The organism is Falsiroseomonas sp., assembly GCF_051860665.1.
GTDB lineage: Bacteria > Pseudomonadota > Alphaproteobacteria > Acetobacterales > Acetobacteraceae > Falsiroseomonas.
On the sequence record NZ_JBHYDM010000009.1, the window covers coordinates 126,787 to 142,171 of the forward strand.

14 protein-coding genes are annotated in these 15,385 nt (G+C 70.7%); 7 read left to right on the top strand and 7 right to left on the bottom strand.

What is annotated here, in order from left to right:
* Positions 1-107 precede the first annotated feature (107 nt).
* From hisF to ACTIF1_RS12090, 4 genes are all read left to right on the top strand, one after another.
* Positions 108-878, top strand: a complete 771-nt coding sequence (gene hisF, locus ACTIF1_RS12075) for an imidazole glycerol phosphate synthase subunit HisF (protein WP_439596669.1) — start codon at positions 108-110, stop codon at positions 876-878.
* Entirely contained in the window at positions 878-1,546 is a 669-nt protein-coding gene (locus tag ACTIF1_RS12080; protein ID WP_439596670.1) for a phosphoribosyl-ATP diphosphatase, read from the top strand. Before hisF ends, ACTIF1_RS12080 begins: the two co-directional genes overlap by 1 nt.
* A gap of 65 nt (positions 1,547-1,611) precedes the next feature.
* Complete coding sequence (locus ACTIF1_RS12085) at positions 1,612-1,998, top strand: histidine triad nucleotide-binding protein (protein WP_439596671.1); 387 nt, start codon at positions 1,612-1,614, stop codon at positions 1,996-1,998.
* Between the two features lie 3 nt (positions 1,999-2,001).
* Complete coding sequence (locus tag ACTIF1_RS12090) at positions 2,002-2,862, top strand: SirB1 family protein (protein WP_439596672.1); 861 nt, start codon at positions 2,002-2,004, stop codon at positions 2,860-2,862.
* 15 nt (positions 2,863-2,877) lie between these two features.
* Here ACTIF1_RS12090 and ACTIF1_RS12095 read toward each other — a convergent pair whose 3' ends face one another.
* From ACTIF1_RS12095 to ACTIF1_RS12110, 4 genes are all read right to left on the bottom strand, one after another.
* A complete protein-coding gene (locus tag ACTIF1_RS12095) occupies positions 2,878-3,363 on the bottom strand; it encodes a hypothetical protein (protein ID WP_439596673.1) in 486 nt (161 codons plus the stop codon).
* 30 nt (positions 3,364-3,393) lie between these two features.
* Positions 3,394-7,146: a Calx-beta domain-containing protein gene (locus ACTIF1_RS12100; RefSeq protein ID WP_439596674.1), complete on the bottom strand. Its 3,753-nt coding sequence runs from the start codon at positions 7,144-7,146 to the stop codon at positions 3,394-3,396.
* A gap of 76 nt (positions 7,147-7,222) precedes the next feature.
* Positions 7,223-8,716 (bottom strand): UdgX family uracil-DNA binding protein, encoded by a 1,494-nt coding sequence (locus ACTIF1_RS12105; protein ID WP_439596675.1) that lies wholly within the window; start codon positions 8,714-8,716, stop codon positions 7,223-7,225.
* A complete protein-coding gene (locus ACTIF1_RS12110) occupies positions 8,716-9,966 on the bottom strand; it encodes a putative DNA modification/repair radical SAM protein (protein WP_439596676.1) in 1,251 nt (416 codons plus the stop codon). The genes ACTIF1_RS12105 and ACTIF1_RS12110 overlap by 1 nt, the downstream gene beginning before the upstream one ends.
* A gap of 154 nt (positions 9,967-10,120) precedes the next feature.
* Here ACTIF1_RS12110 and ACTIF1_RS12115 point away from each other — a divergent pair, with 154 nt between their 5' ends.
* A complete protein-coding gene (locus ACTIF1_RS12115; protein WP_439596677.1) occupies positions 10,121-10,336 on the top strand; it encodes a hypothetical protein in 216 nt (71 codons plus the stop codon).
* Here the strand turns inward: ACTIF1_RS12115 and ACTIF1_RS12120 are convergent.
* From ACTIF1_RS12120 to ACTIF1_RS12130, 3 genes are all read right to left on the bottom strand, one after another.
* Positions 10,321-10,737 (bottom strand): hypothetical protein, encoded by a 417-nt coding sequence (locus ACTIF1_RS12120; RefSeq protein WP_439596678.1) that lies wholly within the window; start codon positions 10,735-10,737, stop codon positions 10,321-10,323. The two genes, ACTIF1_RS12115 and ACTIF1_RS12120, sit on opposite strands and share 16 nt — an antisense overlap.
* Positions 10,737-11,537, bottom strand: a complete 801-nt coding sequence (locus ACTIF1_RS12125; protein ID WP_439596679.1) for a hypothetical protein — start codon at positions 11,535-11,537, stop codon at positions 10,737-10,739. The genes ACTIF1_RS12120 and ACTIF1_RS12125 overlap by 1 nt, the downstream gene beginning before the upstream one ends.
* Positions 11,538-11,643: 106 nt before the next feature.
* Positions 11,644-11,922 carry a hypothetical protein gene (locus ACTIF1_RS12130; protein ID WP_439596680.1) on the bottom strand — a complete coding sequence of 93 codons (279 nt, stop codon included), beginning with the start codon at positions 11,920-11,922 and terminating at the stop codon, positions 11,644-11,646.
* Between the two features lie 161 nt (positions 11,923-12,083).
* Here ACTIF1_RS12130 and ACTIF1_RS12135 point away from each other — a divergent pair, with 161 nt between their 5' ends.
* On the top strand, positions 12,084-12,728 hold the full coding sequence (locus tag ACTIF1_RS12135) for a LolA family protein (protein ID WP_439596681.1): 645 nt from the start codon (positions 12,084-12,086) through the stop codon (positions 12,726-12,728).
* Between the two features lie 378 nt (positions 12,729-13,106).
* On the top strand, positions 13,107-15,329 hold the full coding sequence (pnp, locus tag ACTIF1_RS12140; RefSeq protein ID WP_439596682.1) for a polyribonucleotide nucleotidyltransferase: 2,223 nt from the start codon (positions 13,107-13,109) through the stop codon (positions 15,327-15,329).
* Positions 15,330-15,385: the final 56 nt, after the last annotated feature.

Here is a 15,385-nt window from a genome sequence, read left to right on the forward strand (position 1 = left end):
CTTGAGCCCGGGGGGCGGGGCAGGTCCGCGCTTGACCAAGGCGCCGCATCGGCGCAATCACGGCGCCGTTTTTCTCCCGGGCCTGACCCCTTGGCGGAGTGGTGACGATGCTGGCGCTCCGCGTCATTCCATGCCTGGACGTGAAGGACGGACGCGTCGTCAAGGGCGTGAATTTTCTGGAATTGCGCGATGCCGGCGACCCGGTGGAGCAGGCGCGGATCTATGACCGGGAGGGTGCGGACGAGGTCACATTCCTGGATATCGGCGCCTCCCACGAAGGGCGCGACACCATCCTGGACGTCGTCTCCCGCACCGCGGCGCAGGTCTTCATCCCGCTGACCGTCGGCGGCGGCGTGCGCAGCGTCGAGGATATGCGCCGCCTGCTGCTGGCCGGCGCCGACAAGATCTCCATCAATTCCTCCGCCGTCGCGGATCCGGCGCTGGTCACGCGCGGCGCGGAGGCCTTTGGCAGCCAGGCGATCGTGGTGGCCGTCGATGCGCGGGGCGATGGCAAGGGGGGCTGGGAAGTCTTCACCCATGGCGGCCGCCGCGGCACCGGCATCGATGCCGTGGACTGGTGCCGGCAGGCGGAAGAACGCGGGGCGGGCGAGATCCTGCTGACCTCGATGGACCGCGACGGCACCAGGGCGGGCTTCGACCTCGATCTGCTGCGCGCGGTGCGGGCGGCGGTGCGGCTGCCGATCGTGGCCTCCGGCGGGGTGGGGGAGGCGTCGCATTTCGTCGATGGCGCGCGGGCCGGGGCCACCGGGCTGCTGGCGGCCAGCGTCTTTCATTACGGCCAGATGCGGATCGGGGAGGCGAAGGCGGCATTGCAGGCCGCCGGCCTGCCGGTGCGACCCCTGGCGGAGGCAGGCTGATGGCCAAGACGGTGAAGCGGCAGGCGGCGACGGCCAAGGGCCCCAAGGCCCGGGCGCCCAAGGTGAAGGCCAAGCCGGTCAAGGCAGCGGCCAAGGCGAAGCCGCCCAAGCAGAAGCCGGAGAAGGCGAAGCTCGACCCCAAGGCGAAGCTGGACGCCAAGGCGAAGCTGGACAAGGCGCGGCGCAAATCCGCCAAGGTGGCCGCCGCCCTGCCGCTGCCCGCCTCCATCCCGGCGCCGCAGGTGCTGGCCAAGCCGCGCGCGCTCGCGGCCGGCGCGGGCGCGCTGGAGCCCTTCCGGGTGGAGGGGGCGGAGGCTGCCATCCTGGATGCGCTGTGGCGCACGGTGGAGGCGCGGCGTGCGGCCGGCGATGTCGCCATCTCCCACTCCGCCCGGCTGCTGGCGCGCGGCACCGCCAAGGTGGCGCAGAAGCTGGGCGAGGAGGCGGTGGAATGCGTCATCGAGGCGACGCTGGGCAACCGCGCCGCGACGGTGCTGGAAAGCGCGGACCTGCTGTATCACCTGGTCGTCGTCTGGGTGGATGCCGGCATCGCGCCGGAGGAGGTCTGGGCCGAGCTCGCCCGGCGCCAGGGCATTTCCGGCATCGCGGAGAAGGCGGCGCGGCCGAAGGCGCTGGTGCGGGCGGCACAGACCACGAAACTGCCGTGAGGCCGGCTTGCCTCTCGCAGGCGGCCTCGCCAGAACAGGGGCGACGACGCTTCGGAGCCTGAACGATGACGCGCGTGACCGGCCTGCCGCCCTATGATCCCCAGAATATCTTCGCCCGCATCCTGCGCGGGGAGATCCCGGCGAAGACGGTGCATGACGATGCCCATGCGCTGGCCTTCCACGACATCAACCCGCAGGCGCCGGTGCATGTGCTGGTGATCCCGAAGGGCGCCTATGTCAGCCAGGCGGATTTCTCCGCCAATGCCACCGAGGCCGAGATTGCGGGCTTCTGGCGTGCCGTCGGCAGCGTGGCCAAGGCGTTGGGGCTGGAGGCGAAGGGCTACCGCATCCTGTCCAATATGGGCGAGGATGCCGGGCAGGAGGTGCCGCATTTCCATGTCCATATCTTCGGCGGCCGCCCGCTGGGCCGGATGGTGCCGGCGGCGGGCTGAGGCGTGAGCGAGGCCGGGCCCGCCCCAGGCGTGGCGGAGGCGCGGGCGGCGCTGAGCGCCATCGGCACCCTGCCCGATGCCGAGATCGACCTCGGCGCCGCCGCGCTGCAGCTGGCGCGCATCGATGCGCCGGGGCTGGACTGGCGCGCCGGCGCCGAGCACCTGACCGCCCTGGCGCGGGAGGCGGTGCAGGCCGCCGCGGCGGACCGCGCGGCGGATGACGGGGATGCCGAGCGCCGCCGCGCCGTGCTGGCCGAGGTGATCCATGGCCGCTTCGGCTATGGCGGCGATGGCGAGACCTATGACGACCTGGCCAATGCGAACCTGCTGCGGGTGATGGAGCGCCGCCGCGGCCTGCCCGTGGCGCTCGGCATCCTCTGGCTGCATGCGGCGGAGGCGGCGGGGTGGGAAGCGCATGGCCTGGACTTCCCGGGCCATTTCCTGCTGGCGCTGGCCGGCCGCGGCAAGGTGGTGGTGGATGTCTTCGCCGGCGGCCAGGCGCTGGATGCCCGCGCGCTGCGTGCCACATTGAAGCGCTTTGCGGGCGACCAGGCGGAGCTTGGCCCGGACAGCCTGGCGCCGATGGACAAGCGCGCGGTGCTGCTGCGGCTGCAGAACAACATCAAGGTGCGCCGCCTGCGCGACGGCGACCTGCCCGGCGCGCTGGACTGCACCGAGGACATGCTGCGCATCGCGCCCGAGGCCGCGGCCCTGTGGCGCGAGGCCGGGCTGATGCACCAGCGGCTGGACCGCATCGGCGCCGCCATCGCGGCGCTGGAGCGCTTCCTGGTGCTGGCGCCGGAGGGGCTGCAGGCGCTGCGCGTGCGCGTGCTGCTGGAAGACCTGCGCCAGCGGCTGAACTGAGCCGCCGGCGCCGCTTCAGTTGCCGACCACGCAGCTGGTGAAGGTCACCCGCAGCGTCGTGCCGTCCCGGGTCGAGCCGCCCGGCGGGAAGACCTGGATCGCGGCCTGGCTGCCGGCGGGGATCAGGCCCGAGCTGATGCTGCCCGACTTCCGGCTGTTGTTGCCCGAAAGCTCGACATTGGCGGTGATCCGCACCGGCTGCGAGCCCGTATTGCTCACCGTCAGGAAGATGTTGCTCAGGCCCAGGCTGCCGCTGTGGGTGGCCATCGGCGTGCGCAGGCGGCAACCGTTCATGGTATTGCCGGAGGACAGCAGCGTCGGGCCCTGCCAGGTATAGGCGGCCTGCGCCGCGGCCAGCTGCGGGGCCAGGGTGATGAAGCCGCCCGCCAGCATCGCGGCCATCATGGTCTTGCGCATCGTCTTGATCTCGTCCTCGGGGTTGCGGTGCCCCGGCACCATGTCCCGGAACCGCGCATCGGTCGATGCAACAGTTCCGATCATGGACATAGGCCTTGCCTTGGGGGGCGGCTTTCAGCCGAGCAGCTGCAGGTCGGCCTGCGCGGTGGCGAGGCGGGCCGTGTCGTCATCCAGGATCAGCCCGGTGGCGCTGGCGCCCGGCAGGCGCAGCACATAGCCCTCATCCGCCTCCGCCAGCCCATCCCGCAGCACGCGGACCTTCACCACCTGGCTGGCCTCGCCGGCGGCGAAGGCGAGCGTGCCGCCCGGCAGCAGGCCATTGAGGAAGTCAGAGGCATCCGCCGCATCCTCGCCGAAGCCGGCCACCGACCAGTTGGTGGTGGAAGCCAGCGAGAGGTCGCCCTGGCGGGTGACGGTGAAGCTGTGCACGGTGACGCCGCTGCCCGTGCCCTCGGCCTGGCTCAGGCTGCCGGGGGCGATCGCATAGCTGAAGGGCGGCGCATCGTCGTTCAGGATGGCGCCGCTGGCGGTGGCCAGCACCTGGCCGCCGGGGCCGCGCAGGGTGATGGCGAAGGCCTCGTCCGCCTCCAGCGTCGCATCGCGCTGCACGCGCACCTTCAGCACCTGGCTTTCCTGGCCCTCGGCGAAGCTGATGGTGCCGGAGGGCAGGACATTGCCCATGAAATCCGCGGCATTGGCGGCCGCCGGGCCGCTGCCGGTGGCGGACCAGCTCAGCTCGGCGGCCGAAAGCGTGCCGCTGCGGGTGACGGTGTATTCGTAGACGGTGACGCCCGTGCCGGTGCCTTCCGCCCGGCTGGCGGCGGTGCTGGCGAGGCTGGCAGTGAAGGCCGGCGGCGGCGCGTCGTCATTGCCGATGGTGGCGTCGGCGGTGGCCAGCACCTGGCCGCCGGGGGCGCGGAGCGTGAGGGCGAAGGCCTCGTCCACCTCCACCGTCGCATCGCGCAGCACGCGCACCTTCACCACCTGGCTGTCCTGGCCCTCGGCGAAGCTGATGGTGCCGGAGGGCAGCACGCCGCCCAGGAAGTCCGCGGCATCGGCCGCGGCCGGGCCGGTGCCGGCGACGGACCAGGCGAGCTGCGTGGCGGAGAGCTCACCCTCCCGCGTCACGGTGAATTCGTGCACCGTGACGCCGCTGCCGGTGCCTTCCGCGCGGCTGCTGCTGGCGGGGGTGATGGCGTAGCTGTCGCGCTGGGTGTCGTCGTCCAGCAGGGTCACGCTGGCGCTGGCATCGGACAGCACCACGCCGTCACCGGCGTCGTGCAGGGTGACGCGGAAGCTTTCGTCCTGCTCGGCGGTGCCATCGCGCAGGGTGCGCACCTTGATGATCTGGCTCACCTCGCCGGCGGCGAAGCTGACGGTGCCGCCGGGCACCACGCCGCCCAGGAAATCCGCCGCATTCGCCGGCTGGTCGCCCTCGCCCTGCACGGACCAGCGGGCGGTCGCGGCGATATCGAGGTTGCCGCTGCGGGTTACCACGAATTCGTGCACCGTCAGGCCGCTGCTGGTGCCCTCCGTGCGCGCGGGGATGGTCGCGGCGATATCGAGCAGGGCGGGAGGCTGGTCGTCATCGAGGATGGCCACGTGGGCGGCGACGGTCCCCACACCCGGCAGGGGCTGCCCGTCATTCAGCTCAAGGAAAAAGCCTTCATCCTGCTCATCGAGGCTGTCCTTGGCGATGTGGACCGTGACCGTGAATTCCGTTTCGCCGGGGTTGAAGGTCGCGACGCCGGACATCGCCTGGCCGGGCGCGAAATCGGCCACCGAGGAATTGGCATAGCCCGCCGAGTCCTGGAACCCGGTCAGGATCGACCAGGTCACCTGATCGGTGCCCGAGGCCTGGTCGCGGACGATCACGAATGTCACCGGCGTCCAGCCCGCGCCTGTGCCTTCCAGCACCTGCCGGGAGGGGGCTCCCGCGATGGTGAAGACGGTCGGCTCCACATCATCCGTGAGGATGATGCCCGTGGCGGAGGTATTGGCGAAGACGACCCCCGCCGGCAGGGAGGTGAAACCCACCTGGAAGGTTTCGTCCGGCTCGACGCTATCGTCCTGCAGGACCTCGAACTGGATGAGCCGGCTCAGCTCGCCTTCCTCGAAGGTGATGGTGCCCGACGGCGTGGTGTCGAAGGCGAAGTCCCAGCCATCGGCACTGTTCGCGCCACCGGGAGAAACCGTCCAGGACAGGGTCGGCGTGGGAGTGTCCGCGTGGCTGCGGGTGACGCGGAACTGGTGGATGGTCGTGCCGCCGCCCGTACCCTCCAGGACACCATCCGGCTCCAGCGCCTCGATGGTGATGATCTGGGTCGGCGGCGGTGCGGTCTCCGGCTCGTCATCGTCCAGCACGGTCGTCCAGACCTGCGAATCGGCCGAGAGGCTGGTGCGATGGGACGGGGATTCGAGCACCACGCCGAAGCGCTCATCGGCCTCGATCTCGGCATCCCGCTGCACCCGCACCTTGATGGTCTGCGTGGCCTCGCCGGCGGCGAAGGAGACGGTGCCGGAGGGCAGCACGCCCCCCAGGAAGTCGGCGGCCCCGGCCCCGCCGGCCTCGGTCACGACACGCCAGGCGGCGGTGCTGGCCAGGGACAGGTCGCCGCTGCGCGTCACCGTGAAGGTGATCACGCGCACGCCGCCGCCCGTGCCTTCCGCCACGCTGTCCTGATCCACCCCGATGGCGAGCTGCGCCAGGGGGAAGTCGTCGTCGCGCACGGTGATCTCGGCGGAGCTATTGCTGAAGCGGTAGCCGGAAGGGAGGTCCAGCAGGCGGAAGCTGTAGGTCTCGTCCGTCTCCGCCTCACGGTCGGCGCGCAGCTGCAGCGTCACCAGCTTCTGCGTCTCACCCTCGGCGAAGGTCACAAGGCCGGAGGGCAGGACATTGCCGACGAAGTCCGAGGCATCGACACCGGTGTAGGAGAAGTTCTGCACCAGCCAGCTGAACTGGACGGACCCCACCCCGGATGTGCGCTGGACCAGGAAGCTGTGGGTGGTGGCGCCGCCATCCGACCCCTCCGCATAATCCGTGCTCAGCGGGGCGAGGCTGACATAGGTGGGGTTGCTGTCGTCGTCGAAGATGGTGCCGGCGACGGTGGCATTGCCGATCTGGGCCCCGCCGCTGGCATTGCTCAGCGTGAAGACGAAGGTCTCGTTCGGCTCGACAGTCAGGTCGCCTGCGACCCGGATCGTCACGACCTTGGAGGATTCGCCCGGTGCGAAGGTCACCTGCCCGCCATTGGTGATGAAGTCCCACGCGTCGGTCGGCTGGCTGCCCTGGCCTGACACCCGCCAGGTGGCGGTGGTGGTGCCGCTAAGGGTGCCGCTCCGTTCGATGGTGACGTGGAAGTCGGTCGCGTTCTGGTCGCCTTCCGTCCGCTGCGTCGGCACGGGGTAGACGTTGAGGCGGGGCGGCGGGCCGTTGATGCCATCGGCATAGACATCCTGGACTCCGGTGACCTCGTAGCTGCCGGAGTTCGTGCCGGTGAAGGCAAAGCCCAGGTAATAGGTGCCCGAATAGTCCGGCACGAAGTCCAGCAGCGTGCTCATCGCGCTGCCGAAGTTGCCGTCGGAGTCGTAGTGCAGCAGCAGGTAGCCGGACGAGTCCAGGATGGTCAGCTCAAGGGTGCCGCCGCTGCCCGAGGACCGGAAATCGTAGGAGCTGCCGGCTTCCAGTTGCACCCGCACGAAATCGAGGCCGAGCGAGGAGGGGATGAAGTCGACGACCCGGCCTGTGCGGTCGGCGCCATCCTGGCCGGAGACGGCCGTAAAGGTCAGCGTGCTGTCGACACTGTTGTAGAGGCTGCGCACCGCAGCGGCGTATTCCGCCGGCCAATAGGGGCTGCGCTCGACCATGACGACCTGGCTCCGAAGACTTTTCGGAACGTTAAAGGACCGTCAGGTCGCTGACAATCTGGTATATCTTGAGCGATTACAACCCCTGCGTGTGCGCCCTCGCCGCCTGCAGATCGGCCACGAAAGCCGCGAAGGCATCCGTCTGTGCCTCCGGATCCGGCAGGCGCAGCAGGTAGCTGGGATGCACCGTGGCAAAGACCGGCTGGCCGCCGAGCGCCGTCACCACCTGCCCGCGAGTCTTCAGCACCGGAAGTTTCCGGCCCGTCAGCGCCGTCAGCGCGGAGGCGCCCAGCGAGACCACCAGGCGGGGCGCCACCGCCGCCACCTCCCGCGCCAGGAAGGGGCGGTAGTAGGTGATGTCGCCGGCATCCGGGGACTGGTGGATGCGGCGCTTGCCCGTGGGCGTGAATTTGAAGTGTTTCACGGCGTTGGTCAGATAGGCCTCGCGGCGTTCCACGCCGGCCTGGGCCAGGGCGCGGTCCAGCAGGCGTCCCGCCGGGCCGACGAAGGGGCGGCCGGCGATATCCTCCTCATCCCCTGGCTGCTCGCCGACGAACATCAGCGCCGCGCCGAGGGGACCCTCGCCGAAGACCGGCTGGGTGGCGCGGGCGGCGAAGGGAGGAAGGTCGGGGCGGGCGAGCAGCTCCTCGCGCAGCGCGGCCAGGGCCATGGCGGGGTCGGCGGGGGCGTCGATCGGCGTCGGCATGCCCTGGGCAACGTGCGGCGGCGCGGAAAGATGCCGCGCGAGCTGGGGGCGCGGATTGGGGGCCGAAGCCTGCCGCTCCACCATCTCCGCCACCCGGCGCGGCGCTTCCGCCATCAGGCGCGGAATCTCCGCCGCTTCCGGCAGGTTGCGCCAGTATTTGCGCGGCATCTCGGCCCGCATGGCGCCGGGCTTGAGGCGGGCGGGATTGAAGATGCTGGCGTAATAGGCGCGCCAGAGCGGCTCCATCGCATCATCCGGCGGCACATCGGCCCGCCGCCCGCCCGGGCCGAAGGACAGCGCCGTGCCATCCCAGGCCACGGACCGGCGCGGCGTGACGATGGACCAGCGCAGGCTGGCGAAGCGCCGGACGAAGAATTCCGCCTCCGCCTCCTCGATATAATGGTCGGGCTCGAACCAGGCGATGTGGCGCGGCCCGTCCTCGGCCTGCACTTCGCGGAAGCGGACGAAGGCATGCATCTTGTGGGCGTCGCGCCGCACCGCCTTCACCAGGGCGCCGAGGCGGATCACGCCGGGGTCGGTCGCCGCCTGCATCAGGTGGCGCTCGCCATGCACCAGGCGCCAGAGCAGGCCGTAGAGCAGTGCGAAGCGTTGCGGGTCGCTGTGGCGGATGGCGATCTCCGCCTGGTCGAGGAAGGCGCGCGGCACGCTGAAGGGTGCGGCGGAGGGGGGCGGCGCGGGCGCTTGCGCCAGCAGGCCGGGCAGTTCGCCGGCGACGAGCCATTCCGCCTGCTCGGGCGGAATCTCGGCCGCCACCAGCCCGCGCGCCGCCCGCCGCCATGCGGAAAAATCCGCCGGACCGGGCAGGGTGACGGCCACCCCCTGCCGCAGGGCCGGGGCGGGCATCAGAACAGCGCCATCTGCACGGGCCTTGCGCTGGCCGCGAAGGCGGTGGCGGGCAGCAGGCGGTTGCGCAGCCCGGCGCCCTCCAGCCCCCGCGGCACATGGTCCGCCAGCACAACGAAAGGCAACACCTTGGCCAGGCTGACGCGCAGCCGGGCGAGGTCGGCCACGCGCAGCCGCGTATGCCGCCGCGCCGCGATCAGCCGGTGCACCGTCTTCGCCCCCAGCCCGGGCACGCGCAGCAGCATTTCCCGAGATGCCCTGTTCAAATCCACCGGGAAGCTGTCCCGCGATTGCAGCGCCCAGGCCGTCTTCGGGTCCAGCTCCAGGTCCAGCATGCCGCCCTGTCCGCCGGCCAGGATCTCCTCGCGGGAGAATCCATAGAAGCGCAGCAGCCAGTCGGCCTGGTAGAGGCGGTGCTCCCGCACCAGCGGCGGCGGCGCCGGCGGCAGCAGGCGGGAGGCGTCGGGTATCGGGCTATAGGCGGAGTAGTAGACCCGCCGCATCCGGTAGCCGGCATAGAGATCCGTCGCCGTGCCCAGGATGGCGCCGTCATCCGCCCCATCGGCGCCCACGATCATCTGCGTGCTCTGCCCCGCCGGCGCGAATCTTTTTGGCAAGGCCCGCCGGGCGGTCCTGGCCTCGTCCTGCGCGCCCTCGATGCGGGTCCGCAGCCCCGCCATGGCGTGGCGAATCCGCGAAAAATCCTTGTCGGGGGCCAGGGATTCCAACCCGGCGACGGTCGGCAGCTCCATGTTGATCGACAGCCGGTCGGCATAGAGCCCGGCCTCCGCCAGCAGCTCGGGCGCCGCATCGGGGATGGTCTTCAGGTGGATATAGCCGCGAAACCCATGCTCCAGCCGCAGCACGCGGGCCACCCGCACCACCTGTTCCATGGTGTAGTCCGGCGAGCGGATGATGCCGGAGGAGAGGAACAACCCCTCGATCGTATTGCGCCGGTAGAAGCCCAGCGTCAGCTGGACCACCTCCTCCACCGTGAAACGCGCGCGCGGCGTATTGGAGGAGGCGCGGTTGATGCAATAGGCGCAGTCGAAGACGCAGGCATTGGTCAGCAGCAGCTTCAGCAGCGAGATGCAGCGCCCATCGGGCGCATAGGCATGGCAGATGCCGCTGCCCTCCGTGCTGCCGAGCCCGCCCTTCAGGCTGTTGCGCTTCGTGGTGCCGGAGGAGGCGCAGGAGGCATCGTATTTGGCGGCGTCGGCCAGGATCTCGAGCTTGCGAAGCAGCTCCATGGGTCGGACATCCGAAAGGTATTGTCAGTTCATGTTATGTTCTATAGCGCGTCTGACAAGGGGAAGGCTATGCGCAAAGGCGTGAAGGATCCGGCGCGCTCCGGCGGTCGCTGCAGCTTGTCCGGACAATTTTTCGAAGTCACGATCGACCATGATGGCGCGCCCGACCCAACCCGACCTGGCCGAAACCCTGCCCGCACCGCCGGCGGGCGAAAGCCTGGCCGCGATCCTGGCCCGGCTGCGGCAATTGGCCGTGGCGGCGCTGGATGCCGGGCATCCCCTGGCCGCGGCGCAGATGGCAGGCCTGGCGGACCGGCTGGAGGCCGAGACCTGGCCGCTGCCCGCCCGCCCCGACTACAAGATACCCTGACCAGCGGCGCCTTCCGGCGCCCCGCCCTGCAGCCGCAGCGTGGCCGCGGTGATCCGGTGCTGCATCTCCAGCAGCGGCCGGTTGTCCGCCAGGCTGAACAGGAAGGCGTTCTCGGCGAAGGCGTCGCGCAGATAGTGGCCGGTGGGCGCCGGGCAGCCCGCATAGGTCAGGCGCAGGAACTGCACCAGCAGCAGCGAGCGCACCATATGCACGGCCACCAGGTCGCGCAGCAGGATGGTCGATTCCATCTCCCGCTCCAGATGCGCCAGCAGGTTCATGGCGGTGAACCAGGGGCCATGGCGCAGCAGGCGGATGCGGTCCGGATAGAGCAGCAGGTGCCCGCCCATGCCATGCAGGCGGGCGAGCGGCGGGCCGGCTTCGTGCTCGCCCCCTGCTGCCATCAGCTGCCCAGGGAACTGCCGAGTGGGGCGACGCGGCAGGCCAGGCTGCCGCGCCCCGTCATCTCGCCCAGCAGCAGCCCGCCTGCTGCCGGCACCGGCAGCATGCCGGTCTGGCTGCCGAGCGTGATGACCTCCCCCGCCCGGGGCAGGTGGCCGAGGCCCAGGCAGCGGTCGCGCCAGCCCGTCAGCAGTTCGACCAGCGGCATGGCGCGATGCGGGCCGAGGTGATGGGCGACGGTGATGCCATCCACGCTGAGGCGCATCTCCAGCGCCTCCGCATCCTTCCAGCTCCATTCGCCCGTGGCGGGGCCGAAGACGCAGCTGCCGTTGGAGACGCAATCGGCCAGCTTCTCGAGGTCCCCGGCCGGGTGGTCCGGCGTGAAGCGGCTTTCGACGAATTCGAAGAGCAGGACGAGATCGGCCAGGGCCGGCAGCTCCGCCGGCTGCAGCGCCGCCAGCGCCGCGCGATCCAGCCCCTGGCGCAGCCGCAGCGCCACTTCCAGCTCCATCGCCGTGCCGGGCGGCAGGCGCAGCGGGGCCTCGGTGACGGGGGAAAGCCGTGCGGCGGGCAGCGGGGCGGCGATGGGCTGGCCCAGGGTGCGGCCCACCTTCCAGCCGGCGATGGACCAGCCGAGCGCGGCATAGGTCGCCGCCTGCATCGCCTCGGCCTCCGCGATCGTCGTCGGGCGCAGCGCCTCCGGCAGGCCCGGGATGGGGGCGCGGCGGCCGCGGCGGATCTCGGCCAGCAGCGCGGCGGCGCCGGCGATGCGCGATTCGGGGGTCGATTCGGTCTCGAACATCTTCGCTCTCCGCGGGCTTTGCGGGGAGCCTAGGACGCGGGCGTCCGGCGGGGAACCGGGCCGGCGGAGGCGGGGTCCGGGAAGCGGCCGCTCGATAAGGCGGTGCTCAGACCGGGCTGCCGTTCCACACCGGGAAACTGCCGCTGGCGACCGGCAGGCCGGGGCGGCGCCAGGCGGCGCGCCAGGCGACCTGGTCGAAGACCATGCCCATATGCACGAACTGGCCGCCGCCGGTGACCTCGATCTCGGCCACCGCGCCGCGCAGGGCGGGCGGGATCTGCTCCATCGCATGCGCCACCAGCTCGTGCCGCGGCACGCCGTGGATGGTGCCGGCATCGATCGGCAGATGGGCCTGGGTGCCGGGCGGGACGAAGTCGAAGGGCATCGGAAGGCTCCGCTGGTTCGGGCGGCCGGGGACCCGTTTCTCGGGCGGAGGATGGCGGTTCTGGCCATCGGCCTCGGCGCATTAGACCCCGCGCGGGATTGAGATGAGGTTAATGCGGCAGGGCCTTTCCGGGACGGCGCCGATGGGCCATCTGCCAGGGCATGAACCGCCGCCACCTGCTGCAGGCCGCCGCCGCCCTGGCGCTCGCCCCCGTCCTTCCCCGCCCGGGCCTGGCCCAAGGTCAGTCCGCGGCCGCCATCGACCGCGCCGCGCTGGGCCGGGTGGAGGCCTATCTCAACAGCCTGCGCACGCTGCGGGCACGCTTCCTGCAGGTGGCGCAGAACGGCGCCTCGGCCCAGGGCACCGCGCTGATCAGCCGCCCCGGCCGCATGCGCTTCGACTACGACCCGCCCGAGCCCCTGCTGCTGGTGGCCTCCGGCGGCCAGGTGCTGATGTATGACCGGGAGCTGCGCCAGCCTACCGCGGTGCCGGCCTCCTCCACCCCGCTCGGCCTGCTGCTGACGCCGGAGATCCGGCTTTCGGGCAATATCACCGTGGTGGGCACGGAGCGCAGCGGGGGCTTCCTGCGGGTCGCGCTGCATCGCACCGGCGCCCGGGCGGAGGGGCTGCTGACCCTGTCCTTCGCCGAGGCGCCGATGGAGCTGCGGCAATGGACCGTGCTGGATGCCCAGGCGCGGGAGACGCGGGTGACCCTTTATGAGGTGGAGACCGGCATCGCGCTGGAGAACCGCCTGTTCGACTTCAACGACCCGCGCTTCCTGGAGGCCGAGGCGGCGCGGCGCTGAGCGGTACCCGGCCCGGTCCCCTTAACCCCTTTCCGCTGGCCTTTCCCCCGGCATCATGCCATAGGGCCGCCGGGTCTGGCCCGATCCCGGGCAGGACCTTCGCTGCGATGGCAGCGGATGCCTTGCGGACCAGCCGCGCCCGGATGGGGCGATGACGGCGCCTCCGGCCACATGGGCGGCCTTCTTCATGCCGTCCCCATCGCGCCGCCTTCGGGACGGGTTGCGGTGGGACCCATGCCGCCCGAGTCGCCGCGCATCTCCTGGGTGCGACCCGCTCCCCGGCATCCGCCTTCGTCGCGTTCCGGCTGCCTGCGCGGTTCCGCGCCGGGCGGCACTACGCTGTGGGCCCGCATCCGGCGGGTCCAAGAAGGACGATCCATGTTCGACAAGTATTTCCGCAAGGACATCTCCTGGGGCGGCCAGCTGCTGACGCTGGAGACCGGCAAGATCGCCCGGCAGGCGGATGGCGCGGTGATGGCCCGCCTCGGCGACACCATCGTGCTCTGCACCGTGGTCGGCGCGCGGTCCGTGAAGCCGGGCCAGGACTTCTTCCCGCTGACGGTGAACTACCAGGAGAAGGCCTTCGCCGCCGGCAAGATCCCGGGCGGCTTCTTCAAGCGGGAGGGCCGGCCCTCCGAGTCCGAGACGCTGATCTCCCGCCTCATCGACCGGCCGATCCGCCCGCTGTTCCCGGAAGGCTTCCGGAACGAGGTGCAGGTGATCGCGACCGTGCTGTCGCATGACCTGGAGAACAACCCCGATATCGTCGCCCTGGTCGGCTGCTCCGCCGCGCTGACGCTGTCCGGCATTCCCTTCTTCGGCCCGGTGGCTGCCGCCCGCGTCGCCTATATCGATGGCGGCTATGTGCTGAACCCGACCGCCGCCCAGATGCAGCAGTCCCAGCTCGACCTCGTCGTCGCCGGCACCGCCGAAGGCGTGCTGATGGTGGAATCCGAGGCGCAGGAACTGTCCGAGGAGGTCATGCTCGGCGCCGTCGAGTTCGGCCACAAGTCCTTCCAGGCGGTGATCCAGGGGATCATCGAGCTGGCCGAGGTGGCCGCCAAGGAGCCCTGGGCCCTGCCGGAGGAAGCCGACAGCGTGAAGACGCTGAAGGCCCGCATCGCCGAGCTCGGCCGCGCGCCGATGATCGAGGCCTACAAGACCACCGAGAAGCTGGCCCGCCAGGCGCAGGTCGGCGCGGTGAAGAAGCAGGTGGTGGCGCAGCTGGAGGCCGAGGGCCTGGATGCCGCCGCGGCCAAGGGCATGATGAAGGAGCTCGAGGCGGATGTGGTCCGCAACGCGATCCTCGACACCGGCATGCGCATCGACGGCCGTGACACCAAGACGGTCCGCCCGATCCTGGCCGAGGTCGGCATCCTGCCGCGCGCCCATGGCTCCGCCCTGTTCACCCGCGGCGAGACGCAGGCGCTCTGCGTCGCCACCCTGGGCACCGGGCAGGACGAGCAGATCATCGATGCCCTCGCGGGCGAGTACCGCGAGAATTTCATGCTGCACTACAATTTCCCTCCCTACTCGGTGAACGAGACGGGGCGGATGGGCAGCCCGGGCCGCCGCGAGATCGGCCACGGCAAGCTGGCCTGGCGGGCCCTGCACCCGCTGCTGCCGGAGAAGGAGAAGTTCCCCTACACGATGCGCGTGGTCTCCGAGATCACGGAGTCCAACGGCTCCTCCTCGATGGCCACCGTCTGCGGCACCTCGCTCGCGCTGATGGATGCGGGCGCGCCGCTGAAGCGCCCCTGCGCCGGCATCGCCATGGGCCTGATCAAGGAAGACCGCGGCTTCGCCGTGCTCTCCGACATCCTGGGTGACGAAGACCACCTGGGCGACATGGACTTCAAGGTGGCGGGCAGCGAGGCGGGCATCACCGCGCTGCAGATGGACATCAAGATCACCTCCATCACCTTCGACATCATGAAGATCGCCCTCGGCCAGGCCAAGGACGGCCGCCTGCATATCCTGGGCGAGATGGCCAAGGGCCTTTCGGGCGCCCGCGGCGACGTGGCGGCCACCGCGCCCCGCATCACCGTGATCAACATCAACAAGGACAAGATCCGCGACGTGATCGGCTCCGGCGGCAAGGTGATCCGGGAGATCACCGAGCAGACCGGCACCAAGATCGACATCGACGACGACGGCACCATCAAGGTGGCGGCGACGACGGTGGAGGCCGCGCAGAAGGCCATCGACCGGATCATGGGCATCGTCGCCGAGCCGGAGATCGGCAAGATCTACAACGGCAAGGTGGTGAAGACCGCCGAATTCGGCGCCTTCGTGAACTTCCTCGGCGCCAAGGACGGCCTGGTCCATATCTCCGAACTGGCCAATGAGCGCGTCCAGAAGACCACCGACGTGGTCAAGGACGGCGACGCGGTGAAGGTGAAGGTCATCGGCTTCGACGACCGCGGCAAGGTGAAGCTCTCCATGCGCGTGGTCGACCAGGCGACCGGCGCCGATATCTCCGAGCAGGTCGGCGCCCGCCGCCCGCGCGAGGAAGGCGAGGGCGGCGAGCGGCCGCCGCGCGGCGACCGTCCGCGCCGCGATGGCGAGCGCAACTTCCGGCCGCGCCGCGACGAGGGCTGATCCTGCCTCGGAGGGCCTTCCGGCCCTCCCTGGTCAAGATCTGCAAACATTCCCGC

Coding starts and splice junctions, on each gene's coding strand:
- hisF (WP_439596669.1), top strand. CDS start 108: ATGCTGGCGCTCCGCGTCATTCCATGCCTGGACGTGAAGGACGGACGC.
- ACTIF1_RS12080 (WP_439596670.1), top strand. CDS start 878: ATGGCCAAGACGGTGAAGCGGCAGGCGGCGACGGCCAAGGGCCCCAAG.
- ACTIF1_RS12085 (WP_439596671.1), top strand. CDS start 1,612: ATGACGCGCGTGACCGGCCTGCCGCCCTATGATCCCCAGAATATCTTC.
- ACTIF1_RS12095 (WP_439596673.1), bottom strand. CDS start 3,363: ATGATCGGAACTGTTGCATCGACCGATGCGCGGTTCCGGGACATGGTG.
- ACTIF1_RS12100 (WP_439596674.1), bottom strand. CDS start 7,146: ATGGTCGAGCGCAGCCCCTATTGGCCGGCGGAATACGCCGCTGCGGTG.
- ACTIF1_RS12105 (WP_439596675.1), bottom strand. CDS start 8,716: ATGCCCGCCCCGGCCCTGCGGCAGGGGGTGGCCGTCACCCTGCCCGGT.
- ACTIF1_RS12110 (WP_439596676.1), bottom strand. CDS start 9,966: ATGGAGCTGCTTCGCAAGCTCGAGATCCTGGCCGACGCCGCCAAATAC.
- ACTIF1_RS12115 (WP_439596677.1), top strand. CDS start 10,121: ATGGCGCGCCCGACCCAACCCGACCTGGCCGAAACCCTGCCCGCACCG.
- ACTIF1_RS12120 (WP_439596678.1), bottom strand. CDS start 10,737: ATGGCAGCAGGGGGCGAGCACGAAGCCGGCCCGCCGCTCGCCCGCCTG.
- ACTIF1_RS12125 (WP_439596679.1), bottom strand. CDS start 11,537: ATGTTCGAGACCGAATCGACCCCCGAATCGCGCATCGCCGGCGCCGCC.
- ACTIF1_RS12130 (WP_439596680.1), bottom strand. CDS start 11,922: ATGCCCTTCGACTTCGTCCCGCCCGGCACCCAGGCCCATCTGCCGATC.
- ACTIF1_RS12135 (WP_439596681.1), top strand. CDS start 12,084: ATGAACCGCCGCCACCTGCTGCAGGCCGCCGCCGCCCTGGCGCTCGCC.
- pnp (WP_439596682.1), top strand. CDS start 13,107: ATGTTCGACAAGTATTTCCGCAAGGACATCTCCTGGGGCGGCCAGCTG.